This is a genomic window from Nostoc sp., assembly GCF_036917535.1.
In the GTDB taxonomy this organism is placed as follows: Bacteria; Cyanobacteriota; Cyanobacteriia; order Cyanobacteriales; family Nostocaceae; genus Nostoc.
Genome location: NZ_JBALDA010000037.1, coordinates 12,786 through 32,465, shown reverse-complemented (window position 1 = coordinate 32,465; position 19,680 = coordinate 12,786). Strand labels below are relative to the sequence as shown.

At 40.5% G+C, this 19,680-nt stretch carries 16 protein-coding genes; 6 read left to right on the top strand and 10 right to left on the bottom strand.

Annotated features, from left to right (window positions below):
- Positions 1–279, top strand: a 279-nt coding sequence (locus V7K56_RS12855; protein WP_334910970.1) for a tetratricopeptide repeat protein, incomplete at its 5' end; no start/stop codon positions are given.
- Between the two features lie 540 nt (positions 280–819).
- Here the strand turns inward: V7K56_RS12855 and V7K56_RS12850 are convergent.
- The 6 genes from V7K56_RS12850 to V7K56_RS12825 all read right to left on the bottom strand — a co-directional run bounded on the left by V7K56_RS12850 (position 820) and on the right by V7K56_RS12825 (position 8,450).
- Positions 820–2,313 carry a catalase gene (locus tag V7K56_RS12850; RefSeq protein WP_334910968.1) on the bottom strand — a complete coding sequence of 498 codons (1,494 nt, stop codon included), beginning with the start codon at positions 2,311–2,313 and terminating at the stop codon, positions 820–822.
- Positions 2,314–2,489: 176 nt separating this feature from the next.
- Positions 2,490–3,875 carry an alkaline phosphatase family protein gene (locus V7K56_RS12845; RefSeq protein WP_334910966.1) on the bottom strand — a complete coding sequence of 462 codons (1,386 nt, stop codon included), beginning with the start codon at positions 3,873–3,875 and terminating at the stop codon, positions 2,490–2,492.
- A 15-nt stretch (positions 3,876–3,890) separates the two neighbouring features.
- A complete protein-coding gene (gene eboE, locus V7K56_RS12840) occupies positions 3,891–5,117 on the bottom strand; it encodes a metabolite traffic protein EboE (RefSeq protein WP_334910964.1) in 1,227 nt (408 codons plus the stop codon).
- Between the two features lie 144 nt (positions 5,118–5,261).
- A complete protein-coding gene (gene eboC, locus V7K56_RS12835) occupies positions 5,262–6,194 on the bottom strand; it encodes a UbiA-like protein EboC (protein ID WP_334910962.1) in 933 nt (310 codons plus the stop codon).
- Positions 6,195–6,546: 352 nt separating this feature from the next.
- Positions 6,547–7,581, bottom strand: a complete 1,035-nt coding sequence (locus V7K56_RS12830) for a TatD family hydrolase (protein WP_334910960.1) — start codon at positions 7,579–7,581, stop codon at positions 6,547–6,549.
- 5 nt (positions 7,582–7,586) lie between these two features.
- Positions 7,587–8,450, bottom strand: a complete 864-nt coding sequence (locus tag V7K56_RS12825) for an EboA family metabolite traffic protein (RefSeq protein WP_334910958.1) — start codon at positions 8,448–8,450, stop codon at positions 7,587–7,589.
- 476 nt (positions 8,451–8,926) lie between these two features.
- On the opposite strand from V7K56_RS12825, the gene V7K56_RS12820 reads away from it, so the two are divergent.
- Entirely contained in the window at positions 8,927–10,129 is a 1,203-nt protein-coding gene (locus V7K56_RS12820; protein ID WP_334910956.1) for a 3-dehydroquinate synthase, read from the top strand.
- A gap of 131 nt (positions 10,130–10,260) precedes the next feature.
- Here V7K56_RS12820 and V7K56_RS12815 read toward each other — a convergent pair whose 3' ends face one another.
- From V7K56_RS12815 to V7K56_RS12805, 3 genes are all read right to left on the bottom strand, one after another.
- On the bottom strand, positions 10,261–10,566 hold the full coding sequence (locus tag V7K56_RS12815; RefSeq protein ID WP_334910954.1) for a HigA family addiction module antitoxin: 306 nt from the start codon (positions 10,564–10,566) through the stop codon (positions 10,261–10,263).
- A 13-nt stretch (positions 10,567–10,579) separates the two neighbouring features.
- Complete coding sequence (locus V7K56_RS12810; protein WP_334910972.1) at positions 10,580–10,792, bottom strand: type II toxin-antitoxin system RelE/ParE family toxin; 213 nt, start codon at positions 10,790–10,792, stop codon at positions 10,580–10,582.
- Between the two features lie 158 nt (positions 10,793–10,950).
- A complete protein-coding gene (locus V7K56_RS12805) occupies positions 10,951–11,649 on the bottom strand; it encodes a YdcF family protein (RefSeq protein ID WP_334910952.1) in 699 nt (232 codons plus the stop codon).
- A gap of 312 nt (positions 11,650–11,961) precedes the next feature.
- On the opposite strand from V7K56_RS12805, the gene ctpB reads away from it, so the two are divergent.
- The 4 genes from ctpB (at position 11,962) to V7K56_RS12785 (ending at position 18,054) form a co-directional block, all read left to right on the top strand.
- The gene (gene ctpB / locus V7K56_RS12800; protein WP_334910951.1) at positions 11,962–13,302 is read left to right on the top strand and encodes a carboxyl-terminal processing protease CtpB; all 1,341 of its coding nucleotides are present in this window, start codon (positions 11,962–11,964) and stop codon (positions 13,300–13,302) included.
- Between the two features lie 137 nt (positions 13,303–13,439).
- Positions 13,440–14,408: a glycosyltransferase gene (locus V7K56_RS12795; protein WP_334910949.1), complete on the top strand. Its 969-nt coding sequence runs from the start codon at positions 13,440–13,442 to the stop codon at positions 14,406–14,408.
- A gap of 701 nt (positions 14,409–15,109) precedes the next feature.
- Positions 15,110–16,996 (top strand): putative bifunctional diguanylate cyclase/phosphodiesterase, encoded by a 1,887-nt coding sequence (locus V7K56_RS12790; RefSeq protein ID WP_334910947.1) that lies wholly within the window; start codon positions 15,110–15,112, stop codon positions 16,994–16,996.
- 362 nt (positions 16,997–17,358) lie between these two features.
- Entirely contained in the window at positions 17,359–18,054 is a 696-nt protein-coding gene (locus V7K56_RS12785) for a response regulator transcription factor (protein ID WP_334910945.1), read from the top strand.
- 552 nt (positions 18,055–18,606) lie between these two features.
- On the opposite strand, the gene V7K56_RS12780 is transcribed toward V7K56_RS12785, so the two are convergent.
- Positions 18,607–18,891: an Npun_R1517 family heterocyst differentiation transcriptional regulator gene (locus tag V7K56_RS12780; RefSeq protein WP_334910943.1), complete on the bottom strand. Its 285-nt coding sequence runs from the start codon at positions 18,889–18,891 to the stop codon at positions 18,607–18,609.
- Positions 18,892–19,680 lie beyond the last annotated feature (789 nt).

Here is a 19,680-nt window from a genome sequence, read left to right as displayed (position 1 = left end):
GGACTCTACTTTTCACAGGGAAAAGACAGCGAAGCCGAAGCTTTGTACATCCAAGCTTTGGCGATGAGAAAACGCCTGCTGGGGGATGAACACCCCTATGTGGCAACTAGCCTGAACGATTTCGCACAACTCTACAATTCACAGGGAAGGTACAGCAATGCCAAACCTTTGTATATCAAAGCTTTAGAGATCGCTGAACAACGGTTGGGGGCAAATCATCCCAATACAATAACCATTCGTAAAAATCTGGAAGACTTGCGGCAAAATCATCAGACTTAATTCAGGAGAATGGTTGCTTTTGTCTGGCGTTGGTTTCAGTAATTTAGGTAATCTGCACCGACTGCATTACCCGCCTGGGATTCAAATCCCAGTCTAATAAGTAGGCAAGATAATTAATTACACAATACGATCGCAAATGCAGTGAAGCAAAATAATGCGATCGCAACGCCTAGAACTACTTCTCTACGATATGCTTTGCGAAGGGTGCGATCGCAATCACTATAAATTTTTTTGTTTATCTGCTAAATGAGGCTTTTATCTCCGTTGACGAGTATTTTAGCTCCGTTAACGAGGCTTTTATCTCCGTTGACGAGTATTTTATCTCCGTTAACGAGGCTTTTATCTCCGTTGACGAGTATTTTATCTCCGTTAACGAGGCTTTTATCTCCGTTGACGAGTATTTTAGCTCCGTTAACGAGTATTTTAGCTCCGTTGACGAGGCTTTTTGCTCCGTCAACGAGTATTTTAGCTCCGTTAACCCATCATCCAGGTTTTCGGTGCGTTAGCCTACGGCATAACACACCCGACGAAACTATGAGGCTACCAGTTACCTACAAGTTGGGCAGTTGCAGCAAACATTGAAGGATCAATTGAAATGCCTAACCCCTCAGCTACACGACGACCATAGGAAATATCTGCCCGGAAGAAGTGGCAAAGTTGGCGCATTTGGATATCCTGTCTCGCTTGAGAAAGACTGGCAACGATATTATGAGCAAGACGCTCTTGCTGCTCAGGAGTCATTAACCGATACAAATTACCTGCTTGGGTGTAATCGTCGTTTCCTTCACGATGACTGTAACGATCAACTGTGACATTGCCCAAATCACTAGGCGGTTCTGCATAAGCTGGATTTTCTTTGGGCGTACCCTCAGTACTATTCGGTTCATAGTTAGGAGCGCTACCGTGATTGTTCCCCGGTGCCATAAAGCCATCTCGCTGATAATGCATTACTGGACATTTGGGCTGGTTGACAGGTAGTTGCTGATAGTTTGCACCCAAGCGATACCGTTGAGCATCTGGGTAAGAAAAGATGCGAGCTTGCAGCATTTTGTCTGGAGAGAAACTAACGCCAGGAACCACTGCACTAGGGCTAAAAGCGGCTTGCTCAACTTCGGCGAAATAATTCTCAGGGTTCCGATTTAGCTCTAATATCCCGACTTCAATTAAAGGATAATCTGAGTGCTTCCAAACTTTGGTTAAGTCAAAGGGATTATCTGGATGTTTGGCTGCTTGCTCCTCAGTCATTACCTGAATAGACATCCGCCACTTAGGATAATCTCCTTGAGCGATCGCTTCAAACAGATCGTGAGTTGCATGATCTGGATCTTCGCCCTTAATCATAGCCGATTCTTCCTCAGTCAAGGTTTGATGCCCTTGCAGAGTCTTAAAGTGAAATTTACACCAAACGCGATCGCCTTCAGCGTTAATCAAACTGAAGGTGTGACTACCAAAACCATCCATGTGTCGAAAGGTTTTCGGTATTCCCCTGTCTGAAAACAGAATTGTCACTTGGTGAAGCGATTCTGGACTGAGTGACCAAAAATCCCATCTTGCATTATGGTCTTTGCAATTGGTTTGGGGATTGCGCTTTTGGGTATGGATGAAATCAGGAAACTTCAGGGGATCGCGGATGAAGAAAATAGGGGTATTGTTGCCTGTAATATCCCAGTTGCCCTCTTCTGTGTAAAACTTGATGGCAAAGCCTCTAGGGTCACGCTCGGCATCTGCTGAACCTTTTTCTCCTCCAACTGTAGAAAAGCGCAGGAGAACTTCCGTTTCCTTGCCAATTTCAGAAAAAAGTTTGGCTTTACTGTAGCGAGTGATGTCATTGGTGACAGTAAAAGTACCGTGAGCAGCCGCACCTTTAGCGTGGACAACTCTTTCAGGAATACGTTCTCTGTTGAAATGAGCCAGCTTTTCTAGGAGGTGAAAATCCTGTATTAATAAAGGCCCGCGCGATCCAGCCGTGAGTGAATTCTGATTATCAGCAACAGGAATACCGTCAGCAGTTGTCAATCTTTGGGGTTCAGTCATGGGTTAAGAAGCTCTCCATTAAGTTACTCAGATTGGCCACAGTACATTTTAATCAGTAGATAAACGAATATCCACTGACAGAGCAAACTATTTCATAGTCATAACGAGTTTATATTTAAAGCATACTCGATATGATTATGAATTACAGTAAATTTTTTTTTGGGAGGATATAGCTTCTATGCTGCCTCTGAGATATCTAAATGTTTGAGAATCAACGAGCAAACATCTGTCGCCTCAATTTGATGTTCGTCAACCAGGTGAGTTTGATGGGTAATAAATAGAGGCCCTTCAGATGAAGAAGTGGTGATGTTACCGTGAGAACCACGCACCAGAGAAGCATCCAGAGGAATCACATCCATCAGGTAGCGAAAACCCAGTTGTTTCTTAAGTAACTTGAGAGCAACTTTTCCTTGGGGGAATTTTATTTGCGGATCGAGGAAAAGTTCTACCGGATCGTAACCAGGTTTGCGGTGGATATCTACAGTTCTAGCAAAGTCAGGCGCTTTGGCATCATCGAGCCAATAATAATAGGTAAACCAAGCATCAGATTGAGCGATCGCTACCAACTCCCCCGATCTAGGATGATCGAGATGGTAGGCTTGCTTACCTTCGTCATCTAATACCTGCGCTACGCCTTCAGTCGCTTCTAAAAGCGATCGCACTTTCGGGATATACGCCGGATCGTTCACATATACATGAGCAATTTGATGATCGGCAACGGCAAAGGCAATGCTAGCACCAAAATCGAGTAGTTCTCGCCCTAATTCTTCTCGCACAGCAATTAAACCATTTTCCCGTAATACGCGGTTCAAATCCACAGCTTTAGAAACTGGCGTAACACCATACTCAGAAAGAATAATTACCTGAGTATTACGTGCTTGAAAATATTCAATTAAATCGCCACAAACAGCATCAATTTCGTGCAAATCTGCTTGAATCTGTGTTTGATTGTTACCAAATTTTTGCAGACAGTAATCTAAATGTGGTAGATAAACTAGTGATAATGTCGGGCTGTAGCGTTCCTCAATCCATTTTGCAGAATTGGCAATCCATTGACTAGAACTAATAGAAGTTTTTGGTCCCCAGAAATCAAATAGAGGGAAATTTCCTAAATCAGATTGAATATGCGATCGCACATCACTAGGATGGGTATAAATATCAGGTAATTTTCGCCCATCTGCGGGATACATCGGACGCGGCGTAATCGCATAATCTACTGAAGAATACATATTGTACCACCAAAAAAGGTTGGCACAAGTGAAAGTTGGGTCAATTGATTTAGCTATTTCCCAAACTTTAGGAGCCTGTACGAGTTTATTCGATTGTCGCCAAAACTTCACTTCGCATTCATCGCGGAAGTACCAACCATTAGCAACAATTCCATGTTCATCAGGCAATTTTCCTGTTAAATAAGTAGCTTGAACTGAACAAGTTACAGCAGGTAGCACTTTTTTGATGGGAAGCACTTGTCCTTTAGCCGCCCAAGAAGATAAAAACGGCGTATTTTCTCCTAGTAAGCTAGGCGTTAATCCCACGACATTTAGAATAACTGTTTTTTTCATAAATTTAGTTTCTTCTTAATTTGCGGCAAATTCTTTTAATACCCACTCATATTCACGCTGAATAGAAGTCAGCAAATCTATCTTCATTTCTGATGGCAATACATCCCAAGTGTAAGTCTCAATTTCTAAATGGGAACAAGCATCGTTTGTCTGAAGTAGATGCAAAACAGTAGCAATATCATCTTGGGTAGATTGCAAAATTTGATAATCATGAATAAAAATTGGGACATGAAAGTGAGTCCGCCATTCTTCAGCTAAAGATTGCTCTAAATTTGGTAATGCAGTTATTAAATCAGGATAATGATGGAGTGTACCATCGCTGCGACGTTCGATTACCTGGTGAAGATAGGTAGATTCTGCAAAAGGACGTAAGCGTTCAACTATCAAACTACGCTTTTCAATTTCAGTAGGTATTTTTACTTTAATTGCAGCGCTGATTTGAATTTTCCCAATCTTAATACCTACCGATTGCAAACGCGTAAACACAGATTGTGGCTGCTCATATTCAACTGAAAAATGGCAGGTATCATAGCAAACCCGAACGTGTTCTATTAATTTAGTCTCTGCTAAATCCTGCTCGATATTTAACTTTTCTGATAAATAACTACCACCTATTGGCAATAACCAATTTTGATAGAAATCAATTATTTCTGAGGTATTTTCGATTAAACCATCAGGCTCAGGTTCTAAATCAATATGAAGTATCTTGCCTGTTTCTTCGCTGATGCGAATCATTTCTACAACAACTGATGCTATATTCAAACAACTCTTTTTCACAACTGTCTCGAAAGTTGCTTGGTCTTTTACCCACCAAGGTTTATAGGATAATGGTAGTGTAGAAATTCCGCCATCAAGTCCTTCGGGTAACAGAGCAGCTAAAATTTTTGCTAAGTTTAATGTATAATTAATCCGTTCTTGGATAGACCAATCTGGTGCATAAACTTGGTCTTTTACCACCTGTCGATGGAATCCGCCATAAGGAAATCCGTTTAAGGTGAAAACATATAAATCTTGTTGAGTCAGCCAAGCTTGAAATTCAGCTAAGTTATTACTTTCTAAAAGTTGTTTTGCGGCAACATCTGCTAATCTCAAGCCAATACCAAAAGGTTCAGTAGGCGATAAACGTGATTTGAGTTTAGGAATATAATTTTCTAAATTGGTGAAAACCTCTAGCCAACTTTCACCAGGATGAATATTGCTGCAATAAGTTAAGTGAAAATTATTGTTTTTTGTAATTTTCATTTTCTAGCTCTATTCCTTGTATATGTAATCTGTTTTCTTTGACTTAAGTTTCACAAAATGCTTGCTACATATTCATGGGTAGGGGTGCATAAATGTGCGCCCCTACAGTCGATTAATGGTATTACTGGGTGTACACATTCAAATTTAAGTCACAGCAAATAGTTTTGCTAACTTCATCGAAATTGGTAGCAAGATTAAAACTAGTAAACCGTAATACAAACCAGCAAAACCAGATGCAACGGTTGCATCTAAGACTATCAGAGATAAAACGCCTATTTTCACAGCATTTCGGATATTTTCAGCTATCGGTTCCCGCGCAGCTTTGATAAAGTTAGGCAAGATTCTAATAGCTAATAAAATAGCGAATGGTAGGGCTGCGATCGCTGTATACTCTTCTAAGAATCCTAAAGCTAAAACTGCTGTCAAAACTATTGCAATTAGCAGTAGCGCGAGTACTCCCGTAATCTTCTTACCTCCGTGAACTTCACCCTGACTAATTGCGGTGATAGCAGCAATATAAAGAATAGGAATCAGCGCCAAATACCAACATTCTCCGATGATTTCTGGTACAGCACTTACACCTAATAATAAGTTACTGCCACGGCACAAACCCATATTTAAAGGACCGAAAAAAGGATGATGTTTGGCGAGTGAGTTATAGAAGAGGCATGAAAGAGTGATAAAAATAGCGATCGCAGCACTCAACAACGATACTTGAAATGCAGCTATAATCCCAATCGCAAACAGTATACTTCCTAATAAAGTAGCATTTTGACGAGATACGCGACCACTAGGAATCGCTCTATTTGGTCGCTCTTTTGCATCTAATTCGGCATCGAAAACGTCATTAAAAACTATCCCACCGCCGTATAAACCAGTTGTCGCTAATAATAACCAAGCTAATGGAATTAGTATGGCAAAAGTTGCTTCGCCATTGATTAATTTAGTAAAAAATATTCCAGAGCCAGAAGCAGCAAAACCAACAAGAATATCCGCCCAAGCAGTAACAATATTAGCAGGACGCATCAATTCTAGATAACCCCGCCAGCTTTGAAAATTTAAGCTTGCAACATTCACTTATCTGCCTCCATGCCTAGTAATTTCTCAAAAATATGCATATTACAAATGAATCAAATAGCTCTTTATAGATGTTAAAAACAATTCATAAAATTTTCTCTCCTAACTCTTTCTGTGGATGAAATAAAAAATATTGGCGTTACATATTTGCGGGATAATTTTGCTGATTTGTCATGTAGGCATCTTACCCATCCCTCGTATTTTTGGGCGGTCAGGGATACTTACCCTACAAAAATATCAGCAACGCCAAAATATTTATCCAAGAGACTCCATGAGTTACATTGACAACGCAAAGATGAAAATATCTCTTGCAATGCCCAATTCCCAATTCCCAATGCCCCTTTTCAATTTTCTACTCAATCAACACAAAATCTGAAACTGATTTGATTTCTGGTTCTTGTCCCCGCAGCACAGAATTACCACTGAACAACTGACGCTGATCGATAGATTGAGGATTGAGCCAGTCTGACGCTTTCATCTGCCCAGTTTGACTGTAAGCAGCTAGGGCGTTTTCATAACAAACGGCTCGCACATGTTCTTCAGGAATACCCCTATCTAACATCAACTGAGCCGTTTTTGGGACTGCCAAAGGATCGCTAATACCCCAATCAGCACTACTATCTACAATGATGCGATCCCGTCCATACTTACGGACAACTTCAACCATCCTAGCGTTACCCATCTTCGTCTGTGGGTAAATCGTGAAAGCCGCCCAAAAACCCCGTCCTAATACTTCTTCAACAGTTTCTTCGTTGTTGTGATCGATAACTACTTGTGAAGGATCTAAGCCGTATTCAATACAGCGATCCATACTCAGACTAGCACCCGCCTTCTTGTTACGGTGAGGAGTATGAATTAGTACCAACATATCAAGTTCTTTGGCTAATTCTAACTGTTGACAAAAGTACTTATCTTCTGCTTCCGTCACATCGTCATAGCCAATTTCGCCAATGGCAACAACTCCCTCTTTACATGCATAAAGTGGTAGCAGTTCCATAACTTCAGTTGCTAGCGCCTCATTATTAGCTTCTTTCGGATTTAGGCCGATTGTGCAGTAGTGTTGGATGCCAAACTGACTAGCACGAAATCGTTCCCAGCCCACAAGACTGCTGAAATAGTCTTTAAATGAGCCAGCGTTGGTTCGGGGTTGTCCTAACCAAAAGGCTGGTTCAATAACGGCAACAATTCCATATTCACGCATTACTAAATAATCGTAAGTAGTACGCGAACACATGTGAATGTGAGGATCGATGAACATCATGATTTTAATAATTGGGATTGAGGATTGGGAATTGGGAATTGGGAATTGAAAAGAGGCACAGGGGCAGGGTACTCTAAAAGTCTTCTCTTTTGCTCCCTGCTCCCTTGCTTCTTCGCCAGTCACCATTTCCTTCATTTGCGCCTAAAACTGCTCCAAGTCAGATTACCTTGTTGAATGGATGACTGTAAATCTGGGTAATGAGAAAGTAATGCTTGGGCTTGGGGTAAAGGAGACTCAGCACAAGCTAAGGCTGCTGCTTCTTGTTCGTGTATATCCCCATTAACCAGTACTTTTTCCAAATCTGTGATGATTGCGTTATCGGCAAACCGCCCTACAGGCCGCCAAAGTTCTGGCGTAACTGTGCGTTTAGCTGCCCAACGTTCATGGGCATAGTTTGTTAACATCCTTGCCAATTCATGGTTAGCACGCCAATCTAGACCCCAAATTAAATGCAACGGACTGCCGACAAACACAGCCTTCAGCACCATCTGATTCCAAGCAGCATTATCTAAATAATTTGCTGGATAAGGGTTATGTAGTGCTATGGCTTGGAATACATTGCTCATATTGCTGCGAATTCCCTCAGCAGTACGATGGCGATGTAACTCTGGGTGTGGTAATAATGGCAAACTTTGATAAAGGGCAACTAACTCCCCCATATCGGCAGTGGAAAAGACTCGATCGAGCGATCGCACATAGCCCTGGGGATCATCGTGGGGCAATGCTAAAAGCAAAAGTGTGCGACCTGCTTGATCTACACTCCAATTACCAGGATACCAGCCGGGAATCACATCCTCTGCTGCTTCCAAGTCCTGGAATGTTAGTTGCAAATCCTGTTTACCTAAATAACGCGGCACAGCACTAAAAGCCGTAAAAAACACTCTCTCAGCAGCGCCGCTAGCAATCTGTGCCTGCTTTTGTGACAACCAAGTAAAAGCTTTCTCTGAAACAGACTTTAACAGCCAGTGATGCAGTAATTGGTTTACTTTACTCATGATAAATTCAGGATAAGTTGCCCAACTTTTTTGTGACAACTAAGTATAAAATATATCACAAAACTTGATTTTTAGGGTTTGAGGTAGTTAGATAATATACTACTGAGATTATAACTTCACTGAATCTATAAAAATATTCTGACTTTAAAGAAGATACTGTAAAGAAACTATTTTGATTAGATAAATCCTAAAATTATCTTACAGAAAAAATTAGAATTTTATGTAATAACGATCTCCATGACAAACCTCAGATATGAAATATAGGCAGCAATAAAAAATCTACATCAATAAATGTTATTTTTAATTTTATTACTAGGCAAAGACACTTCAAAACTATGATTAATTGAGTAAATAAATTCATTTAGTAATTCATTTTAAGATTGAACTATTTAAAAAGTTTGCTATGCTTAATTTGTGATGATTTTAAATTGCGTTAGTTGATATTTTTACAGTTACTTAAAAACAATAATATTCAAATGATTATTCAACAAAAAAGCGCTCTGAATCTGCAACCAATTAACCAATGCGTCCGTGTTAGCTTCAATTATGATGTTCACTTCACTAGAGGTCTGTTTCAGTTAGATAATCCTTTACTCGCACAAGCGATCGCCGCAGATGGTGAAACAACCCCAAAACAAGTATTAGCGGTGGTAGATGGAGGATTTTTACAGTATCAAGATGGGCTGTTAAAAAAATTATCAGTCTATGCTCAATGTTATCAAGATGTATTAACACTGAGTGGTGAGCCGATAATAGTTCCAGGTGGAGAAGCAGTCAAGAACGATTCTAGATTTATAGAGCAAATTCATCAGCGGATCAATGCAACTGGATTGTGCCGTCACTCCTACGTTTTAGCAATTGGAGGTGGAGCCGTCCTAGACATGGCAGGATACGCAGCAACAACGGCTCACCGAGGAATTAGGCTGCTACGAGTACCGACAACAGTATTAGGGCAAAATGATTCGGGTGTAGGAGTAAAAAACGGAATCAATGCCTTCGGTAAGAAAAACTTTTTAGGTACATTCATGCCACCTTATGCTGTCTTGAATGACTTTGATTTTCTTACTAGCCTCGACGATCGAGATTGGCGATCGGGTATTGCAGAAGCGGTGAAAGTAGCGTTGATTAAAGATGCAGATTTCTTCGATTTCATTATGACTAATGCCGAGAAATTGGCTAATCGAGACATGGACATAATGGAAAGGTTAATCTATCGTTGTTCTCAGTTGCACTTAGAGCATATTGCTGGAAGCGGCGATCCCTTTGAAATGGGTTCATCGCGTCCTTTAGATTTTGGACACTGGGCTGCTCACAAATTAGAGCATTTAACTAATTACAGCCTACGTCATGGTGAAGCTGTTGCGATCGGCATCGCTTTAGATACAACCTATTCATATTTAACAGGGCAACTCTTGCAATCAGAGTGGCAAAGGGTTCTAACTACACTCAAAAAATTAGGCTTTACTTTGTACATATCGGCATTGACGGAGCAATTAGATCAACTAGACCATCCGCATTGTCTATTTAAGGGGCTTACGGAATTCCGCGAACATTTGGGAGGAAAATTGACAATCACCCTTCTACAAGGAATCGGAGAGGGAATAGAAGTTAACCAGGCGGATTTATCTTTGTATAAAGATGCTATTTTGATGCTGCAAGATTGGGAACATTTGCATTGATTTTCTATTGGATGCAATTAGCAAAAGCGATGTTTAACAACAAGCCTGGAGGTGAAGAGTAAGATTTTCTTCACCTTTGCTCAATTGCGATTATTTTATGCAAATATACTGCTTAATTTTTAAAGCGATCGCTACTTCGTGGTTCCAAATCGCAAAATACTTTTTAGTTCCTCTTCTTCTTCCTTGAGAACGTGGTAAAGTTCCCAATTTTGTTGTAAATTTAACCAAAACTCTGAGCTATTTCCGAAAAATTTTGATAACCTTATTGCCGTACTAGGTGTAATACCTCGCTTTTGATTTACAAGCTCATTTATTCGCTGATAAGGAACGTGAAGTGCATCTGCAAGTTCTCTTTGAGTTATTCCCATTGGGTCTAGAAAATCTTTAAGTAATATTTCACCTGGATGTGATGGAGGTCTATACTTTGGAACTCTCATCTGTTGTTACCTCCTAATGGTAATCGACTATTTCAACTTCTGATGCACCCTGGAGTATCCATATAAAACAAATTCGATATTGATCATTTATCCGAATGCTATGCTGACCTTTACGAGCACCTCTTAGTACTTCTAACCTGTTACCCGGTGGAACTTTAATGTCATCTAGAGATAACGCTGCATTAATTTGATCTAATTTTCTTTGTGCAACTTCCCAACAGTATATAGGACATTGCTTTCGAGCTTACTTTGAGTCATTGCCATCAAAAATATCTTCGGTTCCTTGATCCTTAAATGATACTATCATAATTAGCATGATGACACGGTTATCATGCTAGCAAAAACTGAGTAGTATTATAGTCCTTTGATAAATCCTCATCTCCCTTATCTCCTCAGCCCCCCTTGGTGTTCGCAATGAAAACCTCGATGCTCCCAAGCCTGCATATCTACATCGGTAAGTTTTGTGACATTTGAGCATTGCGGTTGAATAATTTGACTTAATATCGCCCAAAATAAGCTGCGTGTTACATCTAATCCAGTTTTAGTCCAAGATTCACGATTACCAGGAATACCCAATTCTTGAACAATCTCTGGCTCTACCCAAATACCATGAGCGCCTAAAAGAATCTGTGCCATCCATTTAGCTCTGGGTAAATGACTTGTCGAGGTAATCAACATGACTTTATGCACTCCCCAACGGCGCAGAATTGGAATACTATAATAAAAATTTTCAAAGGTAGAATTCGCGCAGTTTTCTAACCAAACGTTTTGTAACTCAGCTAATTCCGCCTGAAAAATTAACCGTATACAGGGATCTGGGGAACCATGAGAAATTAAAATTGGGGTTTGTGGGTATTGTTTTGCCTGTTGAGCAACATAAGTTTCTCGACTAATACTGCCACCTAGCACAAAGAAAGCATCTATCGGCTGCGAAGAAGCAATAACTAAGGTTATAGTAGTAAAAATCAGCCAAACACCCAGGATAAGATACAATCCACCACTGAGTTTTTGTAACAATTGCCACAGATTAGTAGATTTTTTTTTAATAGAAATTAATGATTTGATGGTAAATTTGCGTTTCATGACTTAAGTAAGAAAAGCTAATTTTACTGCTGTTAACAATACTGCAATTGAATGAGCAAAGTGCTATATTATAAAAGTAATCTAGAATGCAAACATGACGCTAATTAAAGTGTCACATGCTCAGTATAGCCTTCCGGAGAAGACTAACAAAGTGAGAAATGATTGTTAATAACTAATGCGGCATTTTTGGCATCATTTGAAGGATAAAAATGATGAATAAGCATAGTTGATTCTAGGGTATAAAAACTTAAAAATTTCTGGAAAGCCTGATTGCTAAACTGTCAACAACACAATTATTCCAGCTAAGTATACATGAACCAATCTGCGAAAAGTTACTCACCGCTCCAAGTAGCCTTGATTGGTGGAGCGATCGCCACAACTGCTACCATGTCCGTGTTCGGCCCCGCTTGGACTCGTGGTGTCCGTGCTGCTCTAGCCCTACAAGATAGCCCAAAAGTGATAGTTGACCAAGTTTGGCAACTGGTAAATCATGAATATGTTGATAGTAAATTTAATCAACAAGATTGGCAAGCAACCAGGCAAAGCCTGTTGAGCAAAGACTACTCTTCTCGCGAAGAAGCATACACTGCCATCCGCGAAGCTTTACAAAAGTTGGGAGATCCTTACACTCGGTTCATGGACCCTCAACAGTTTGAAGCTTTGACTAACCAAACATCTGGGGAAGTCTCTGGTATTGGCGTTCGGATGGAAGTGAACGAAAAAACTCAGCGCCTCACTGTTGTCGAAGCCATAGAAAATTCTCCGGCGCTGAAAGCTGGGATCAAAGCAGGCGATGAAATTTTGGCGATTGATGGCAAATCTACTCTCAAAATGAAAGTGGATGATGCTTCTAAGCTAATACGTGGCAAAGCGGGTACTCCCATCAGGCTACGGGTAGGACGCGCAGGCCAAAATGCCTTTGATGTGAAGCTGACAAGGGCAAGTATTGAAGTCCCAACAGTACGCTATACCCTCAGACAAGAAGGGAACCGCCGCGTTGGCTATATCCGTTTGCGAGAATTTAGCGCCCACGCCGCAGACCAAATGCAACGAGCCATCCGCGATTTGAACACTAAGAAAGTTGATTCTTATGTCTTAGATTTGCGGGGAAATCCTGGCGGTTTGTTGCAGGCAAGCATTGAAATTGCTCGCATGTGGTATGATAACGGCGGAATTGTCAAGACAATAGACCGTGTGGGCAGCAGTGAGGAAACTAAAGCCAATCGTACTGCTTTGACGAATCGTCCTTTGGCGGTCTTAGTGGATGGTAATTCAGCTAGTGCTAGTGAAATCCTTACAGGGGCACTCAAGGATAATAAGCGGGCGGTAGTTGTAGGTGGTCAAACCTTTGGCAAAGCCTTAGTCCAGTCAGTTCATGAACTCGCAGATGGTTCCGGCTTGGCTGTCACCATTGCCCATTACTACACCCCGGCAGGAACGGATATTAACCACAAAGGAATTACACCAGATATCAAGCTAGACTTGACAGAGGCACAAGAGCGTCAATTGGCTTCTAATCCGGATTTAATCGGAACTAAGAGCGATCCCCAATATGCTCGAGCGATCGCAATTCTATCAAATAACAACTTTGCCCAGCCGCCAGCAAATCAACCGACTCGACCCATGAGCCGCGCTAGTGACTTGAAATTTTAGGTGAGTTATTTGTTACCAGGTATTTACATATTCCCAAATCCAGATTTTTGGAGTTATGGAAACTGCTTGATATTACCGTTCCAAGATTTTGATTTGGGAATACTAGCTAGTAATCCCATCTCCAAAATCTCAAATTTATGAATCATCAGCCAGTTGATGCAACCACCGCCACCAGCTTTTTACCAATGGTGTCGGTGGTTGTTCCTATTTATAACGGTAAGGCAGATTTACCAGAGTTAATCAATTGTCTGTTGTCTCAAACTTACCCGAAAGACCGCGTAGAATACTTGTTAGTAGACAATAATAGTAGCGATCGCACTCTCTCCATCCTGAAAACATCTGCCGAAAATTGCCCAATTACAATTTGCCCCTTGAGCGAAACCCAAATTCAAAGCTCTTACGCTGCTCGTAATACTGGGATTCGCGCCGCTACGGGTGAAATTATGGTTTTTACCGATGCGGATTGTCGTCCACAACCGCAATGGTTAAATGCACTAATTCAGCCTTTTGTCAACCCACAAGTGGTAATTGTTGCTGGTGAAATTTTGGCACTACCAGGCACAACTCTGCTAGAACAACACGCAGACCGTCAAGAAACTTTATCGCAAAAGCATACCCTTAACCATTCCTTTCGTCCTTATGGTCAAACCGCTAATTTGGCGATTCGACGCATTGCTTTCGAAAAAGTGGGTTTATTTCGTCCCTATCTGACTACTGGTGGTGATGCTGATATTTGTTGGCGGATTTTAGGGGAAAACATCGGGCGTTTAGAATTTACCCCAAACGCGATCGTTCAGCACCGCCACCGCGCTACACTTCAAGAACTGCAAAGTCAATGGCGACGTTATGGATGCTCAAATTGCTATCTACACGAACTGCACGGTGTAGATTTAATGCGAGAGATGACACCCAAAGAATACAGCTATCGCTTGGCACGTTGGTTATTGAAGGAAGTACCAAGAGATATAAAAAAGGTGATTGCTGGTCAAGCCACCCTTGTAGATTTATTAAATACTCCCATTGGTTTGTTCATAGCTAGGGCACGTACTGCTGGACAAAGAGACGCCAAGTTACCAGAAAATGCCAAGATAATTGCTCGACTGTAACTAAGAAAAAGGGCGTTGCTGATTCTGATTAGATATATAAATTTTGGTAATAGAGAAGTTGCACTTCCTAGTTTTTACAAAGGTTTTGAAATCATGCTGCAAAATCATTTTTATCGCTGAATTCAGTAACACTTAAGCAAAAACGCTCTTGTAAGTCCAGAAGCATTGACTCAGACCCTTATTCTTTCCTTAGCTCACAAAAGCGAATGTATCTTAAGAAGTATTTTCAAAATTAGGTAAAGCAAATATGCTGTTATTGATGAACTTTTTAACTTTAGTACCTTGTATTTAATAAAATAAAAATTAAATAAAAATTTTAGTAGGTAGGGCTTGTTGCCACTTAGCACTTTGGTCGTTATTAGACAAGTTTGTGGCACTAAATACGACGAAAAGTTGATTTCTCCCTCATTATTATTGAGAGAGAAGTTAGTAAATCAAAAAACCAAGTTCTGTCATATTTATTTATAGAGTGTTCGCTCTTTCAAGTCACCTTCTCTCCTTGCCTGCTCAATAGCGTTTGAAGTCTTGAAGAAAGCATGGAATTTATTTTCCCTGCTTTGTTCATTTACAGTTACGCTTCATAGTTTTGTGAATTGAGCAACATGAAAGTCGATGAATTTAATCAACAGATAGATAAATTGTGCTCACATATAGAGGGACTATTAAAATGCTATGGAACTAAGCTTAATTCAGAACACGAGATGATAACAGAGGCTTTCGAGGAACTTAACACCGCAATGGAAGAACTATTGATAGCTTCCGAGGAGTTAAAGGTAACACGAGCGGCAGTAGAGAAAGAGCGCCAGCGTTACCAAGACTTGTTCGAGTTTGCTCCAGATGCTTACTTGGTAACTGATACCAACGGGATAATCCAAGAGGCTAACCATGTAGCAGCAACTTTGCTCGGTGTCCAACAAAAATATTTAGTAGGTAAACCATTAATTCTTTTTATTGCTCAACAAGACCGCCAGTCCTTTAACTCTCAAATAAACAAATTACAGGAGATACTGAACTGGGAAATTTACCTACAGCCACGAAGAGGAACGCCTTTCCCTGCTAATGTGAAAGCGTCTGTAGTATACGACCTTAAGGAGAAGCACCTTGGCTGGCGTTGGCTGCTGTGCAATATCAGCGAACGCAAACAAGCTGAAGAAATGTTGTATCGAGCTTACAGTGAGTTAGAAATACGGGTGGCGGAACGGACAGCGGAACTGGTAAAAGCGAATCAGAAATTGCTAAATGAAATTACAGAACGTAAAAAAGTCGAGTCACAACTACTGCACCTTGCTTTTCACGATGCATTGACAGGTCTGGCAAACCGCATTGCATTTATGAACCGCCTAAAACATGCGATAAATTATTCAAAACGGCATTCAGATTATCTATATGCTGTGCTATTTATTGACCTAGATCGGTTTAAGGTGATCAATGACAGTCTTGGACACCTAAATGGAGACCAATTGCTGCTTGCTATTGCAAGTAGATTAGAAATATGTGTACGCTCCATAGATACAGCGGCACGGCTTGGGGGAGACGAATTTACAATCCTGCTTGAGGGAATCCAGGATGTGTCAGACGCCATCAAAGTAGCTGAACGGATTCAAAAGGAACTGACATTACCCATTGAGCTTGACGGACAAGAAGTCTTCATCACGGCAAGTATTGGCATCGCCTTGAGTTCGACAGTAAACTATCAACACCCAGAAGAACTTTTGAGGGATGCAGATACAGCAATGTACCGAGCCAAGGTACTAGGCAAAGAGCGTTATGAATTATTCAACTCAGATATGTATGCTGATGCTCTAGCGAGATTACAGTTAGAGACTGATTTGCGCCGAGCAATTGAACGCAAAGAATTTCGGGTTTATTACCAACCGATTGTTTCACTCACTAGTGGCTCTATTATAGGTTTTGAGGCTCTATTGCGCTGGCAGCATCCAGAGCGTGGTCTGCTTAATCCAGCAGATTTTATTCCCCTAGCAGAGGAAACTGGACTAATTTTCTCCATTGGTAAATGGGTTTTGCATGAAGCCTGCCGCCAGATGCAAGTTTGGCGCGTATGTCATCGTTCTAAATTACTAGAGAAAATTAGTGTTAATCTTTCCGTCAAGCAATTTTCTCAGCCGGATTTGATAGAGCAGATTGAGCAAATTTTGCACTCAACTGGCCTTGATGCTGGCACTCTAATTCTAGAGATTACTGAAAACGCAATTGTGGAAAATGGCGATAAGGTAACTGCCGCAATCTTACAACTTCGAGAGATGGGCATTGAGTTATCAATTGATGACTTTGGTACAGGCTACTCCTCATTAGGTGGTCTTTATAACTTTCCGATTAGTGTGTTGAAAATTGACCGTTCTTTTATCAGCCTAATGGGCACTAATAGTAAGAATTTAGAAATTATTGAGATAATTGTCACCTTAGCACACAAGCTAGGTGTGGATGTGCTTGCCGAAGGGGTAGAGACAAAAGAGCAACTATTACTTGTAAGAAAGTTAAAATGTCAATATAGCCAGGGGCATTTTTTCTCAGTTCCGTTAAATAGCTCGGCAGCAGAGGCATTAATTATGGAAAATCCTCAATGGTAAGAGTGATTTAAAATCCTGAGCATAGTTTTGTCTAGCCTATACGCCATCAAAATTTGGCATATAGTTACTGGAGACTGCCTTACTTATATGGTCGCTCAGTCTGAGCCATGATGAGCAAACTCTCATCAGCGGTAACCAAGATAAAGCTATCAACTATTAAGATCTTACTACAGGGGAATGTTGGACAACTTTGCGGCCAGCCCCTCCCTATAAAGCAATACGCTTGGGTTAAGGGAGACAGGGTTGACGGAGGCACAGATGTGAACTTTAAAAGCTTTAGAGGCAGTAGAGGTAAATTCAAGTTGCTCAATGCCTACCAACTTTCGCTAAATTGGAAAAAGGAAAACTCAAGGGAATTTTAAATGTCAGCACAATTGTTACTGGTGGATGATGAACCAGGGATACGGGAAGCCGTGAAAGACTATTTGCAAGAGAGCGGTTTCAGCGTTCAAGTCGCCAGTAACGCCCTTGAAGGTTGGGAATGGATGCAGCTGAATACACCCGACTTAGTGATTTCCGATGTGATGATGCCTCAAGTGGATGGCTATCAGTTCCTGAAGCAAGTACGGGAAGACCCCCGTTTCCAAGCACTCCCGGTAGTATTTTTAACTGCTAAGGGTATGACAGGCGATCGCATTCAAGGCTATCACGCTGGTGTTGATGCCTATCTACCCAAACCCTTTGATCCTGACGAGTTAGTGGCTATAGTCGAAAATTTGCTAGCCCGTCGCGCTGCTAAGGCTGCGAGTACGGGAGATGACGCTGAAACCCCCGATCTTGCTGAACTAGCTAATCAGATTGCCCAAATTAAAGCATTGTTAACTCAAAGAAATGCTATTTCCCAATCGCCAGCCCCTTTTAAAATTGATTTGACTCCCAGAGAACAAAGTGTTTTAAATTTGGTCGCAGAAGGGTTGATGAACAAAGAAATCGCCCGTCGTTTAGAAACCAGCGTCCGCAATGTAGAAAAATACGTCAGCCGTTTATTTAGTAAAACCGGCACCAATAGCCGTACAGAGTTAGTCCGTTTTGCTCTGGAACATGGTCTTGCTAAATAGGCATTATTGGGAATTGGGCATTGGGCATTGGTCATTGGTCATTTGTCAGGAATTATTATTCTCTCCTGCTTCCCCTGTCTGCTCATGGGTAATTGGTAATAGGTAACTAGCTGCTAAACTATGACCTATTACCAGTAATAGATAAAACATAAGTATTTAAGCAAATCAGGCACTTAGCTTAAGCAAAAAGCTAAAAGAAAGGTGATTTATCTTTACTTTGATCTTTTAGTTTTTCATTTTATTTGCGCCTGTTGTCCAATTCCCCATCTGTAAAGACACAGGGTTTTATTCTTCTGCAATGTTTTGATAAAAACTCGGTAAAATGCACCCGGCTGAATTTGCTTTCAGATTCTACCAGTACCCTTTGCTACAAAGTTTTTAATAGCGAAAACTGTTCCTGGGACTTTGTGCTGCTAAATAAAACTTTCACAAAGTAGAAATCAAAATATTTTATGAAATCTACTAACTGCTTAGTTTTTATGGCAACGGGGGTATGGGATCAACATTTAATTTGATGCCCAATTCACGTTTTTCACTACTTAAATTACACCTTTAGATTGGAGAGTTTTCCGCGACATTACGCAAGCGCATTAGCTGACGTCGCATTTGAGGCGAGGCTTTAAACTCAGATATTTCCTGGGCTTTAACAGACGCTTGTAGCGTTTCTAGAAAGTCATCAGAACCTTCGGTTAAAGCATCAAGTAGCACCTGTAATAGTTGCTCGCGATCGCTCAATAGACTCTTTTCCTCAATCAACCGGAATTTGAGATGTATTTCACACTCATAAACACCTACTTCGAGATTATTTATCTGGCGTGGTAATGCTTTGGAGTTCATAGCTTATTGAGATTCCTTTACTTGGTTGTTATGAGGGTAAGGAGGTAGATGTCCAGCAAAAATTCTTTATATCCTTTTTGAATTCAAAGTGCTTGAATTAAGAATTTTTCTTCATCAATCACCTTTGTATTCTATTTCACTCTCCTGTGGTGTATTTTTAAGCTAAATTTTCAGTGTCTAGATTTTGACGTTTCTGTGCCAGATGTAGCTTATGGTAAGCCATAACTATTATTCAGTTTTTAAGATTCTACACAATAAAGTTTCTGTAAGAAGTTGTTCAACCTTTTTAAAGGTTTTTACATCAACTTTATGTGAACGTCAATAACAGTTTAACTTGTTACTCTAATTTTAGTGTTTCTACGTAAGTAAAACCGCTTATTTTTTTTGAGTTTATTAAAGCCAGCGGTCGATGTAGCGCTATTGCGTGAAATTACTTGATGTACGTTTTTTGCGATAGAAAATTCAGGAGAAATTGATCAGCATAATTATTAATGTCAAAACTTTTATTCTCCAGAAAAAAATGTACACAGAACAAATTATTCCTCCCAAGTGCCTATCCATACTGTCTTCTAGGCTTAGTCGAGTAGAAAAATCTTAGCAGTAGGTCAGATTAGTACACCAAATGAAAATACTCAACCCATTAATTTTTACAGAAAAATAATTCGACTACTGTCAGTACTAGCAGTTAAATATATCTTCAACTCATAACAGAAGTAGCAAACTCATCAGTAAAGGTGATATTTTTACTTATGCCCATTCAATATACCCTTTTGAAACTGTATTCAAAGC

Coding starts and splice junctions, on each gene's coding strand:
- V7K56_RS12850 (WP_334910968.1), bottom strand. CDS start 2,313: ATGACTGAACCCCAAAGATTGACAACTGCTGACGGTATTCCTGTTGCT.
- V7K56_RS12845 (WP_334910966.1), bottom strand. CDS start 3,875: ATGAAAAAAACAGTTATTCTAAATGTCGTGGGATTAACGCCTAGCTTA.
- eboE (WP_334910964.1), bottom strand. CDS start 5,117: ATGAAAATTACAAAAAACAATAATTTTCACTTAACTTATTGCAGCAAT.
- V7K56_RS12830 (WP_334910960.1), bottom strand. CDS start 7,581: ATGGTGACTGGCGAAGAAGCAAGGGAGCAGGGAGCAAAAGAGAAGACT.
- V7K56_RS12825 (WP_334910958.1), bottom strand. CDS start 8,450: ATGAGTAAAGTAAACCAATTACTGCATCACTGGCTGTTAAAGTCTGTT.
- V7K56_RS12820 (WP_334910956.1), top strand. CDS start 8,927: ATGATTATTCAACAAAAAAGCGCTCTGAATCTGCAACCAATTAACCAA.
- V7K56_RS12815 (WP_334910954.1), bottom strand. CDS start 10,566: ATGAGAGTTCCAAAGTATAGACCTCCATCACATCCAGGTGAAATATTA.
- V7K56_RS12805 (WP_334910952.1), bottom strand. CDS start 11,649: ATGAAACGCAAATTTACCATCAAATCATTAATTTCTATTAAAAAAAAA.
- ctpB (WP_334910951.1), top strand. CDS start 11,962: ATGAACCAATCTGCGAAAAGTTACTCACCGCTCCAAGTAGCCTTGATT.
- V7K56_RS12795 (WP_334910949.1), top strand. CDS start 13,440: ATGAATCATCAGCCAGTTGATGCAACCACCGCCACCAGCTTTTTACCA.
- V7K56_RS12790 (WP_334910947.1), top strand. CDS start 15,110: ATGATAACAGAGGCTTTCGAGGAACTTAACACCGCAATGGAAGAACTA.
- V7K56_RS12785 (WP_334910945.1), top strand. CDS start 17,359: ATGTCAGCACAATTGTTACTGGTGGATGATGAACCAGGGATACGGGAA.
- V7K56_RS12780 (WP_334910943.1), bottom strand. CDS start 18,891: ATGAACTCCAAAGCATTACCACGCCAGATAAATAATCTCGAAGTAGGT.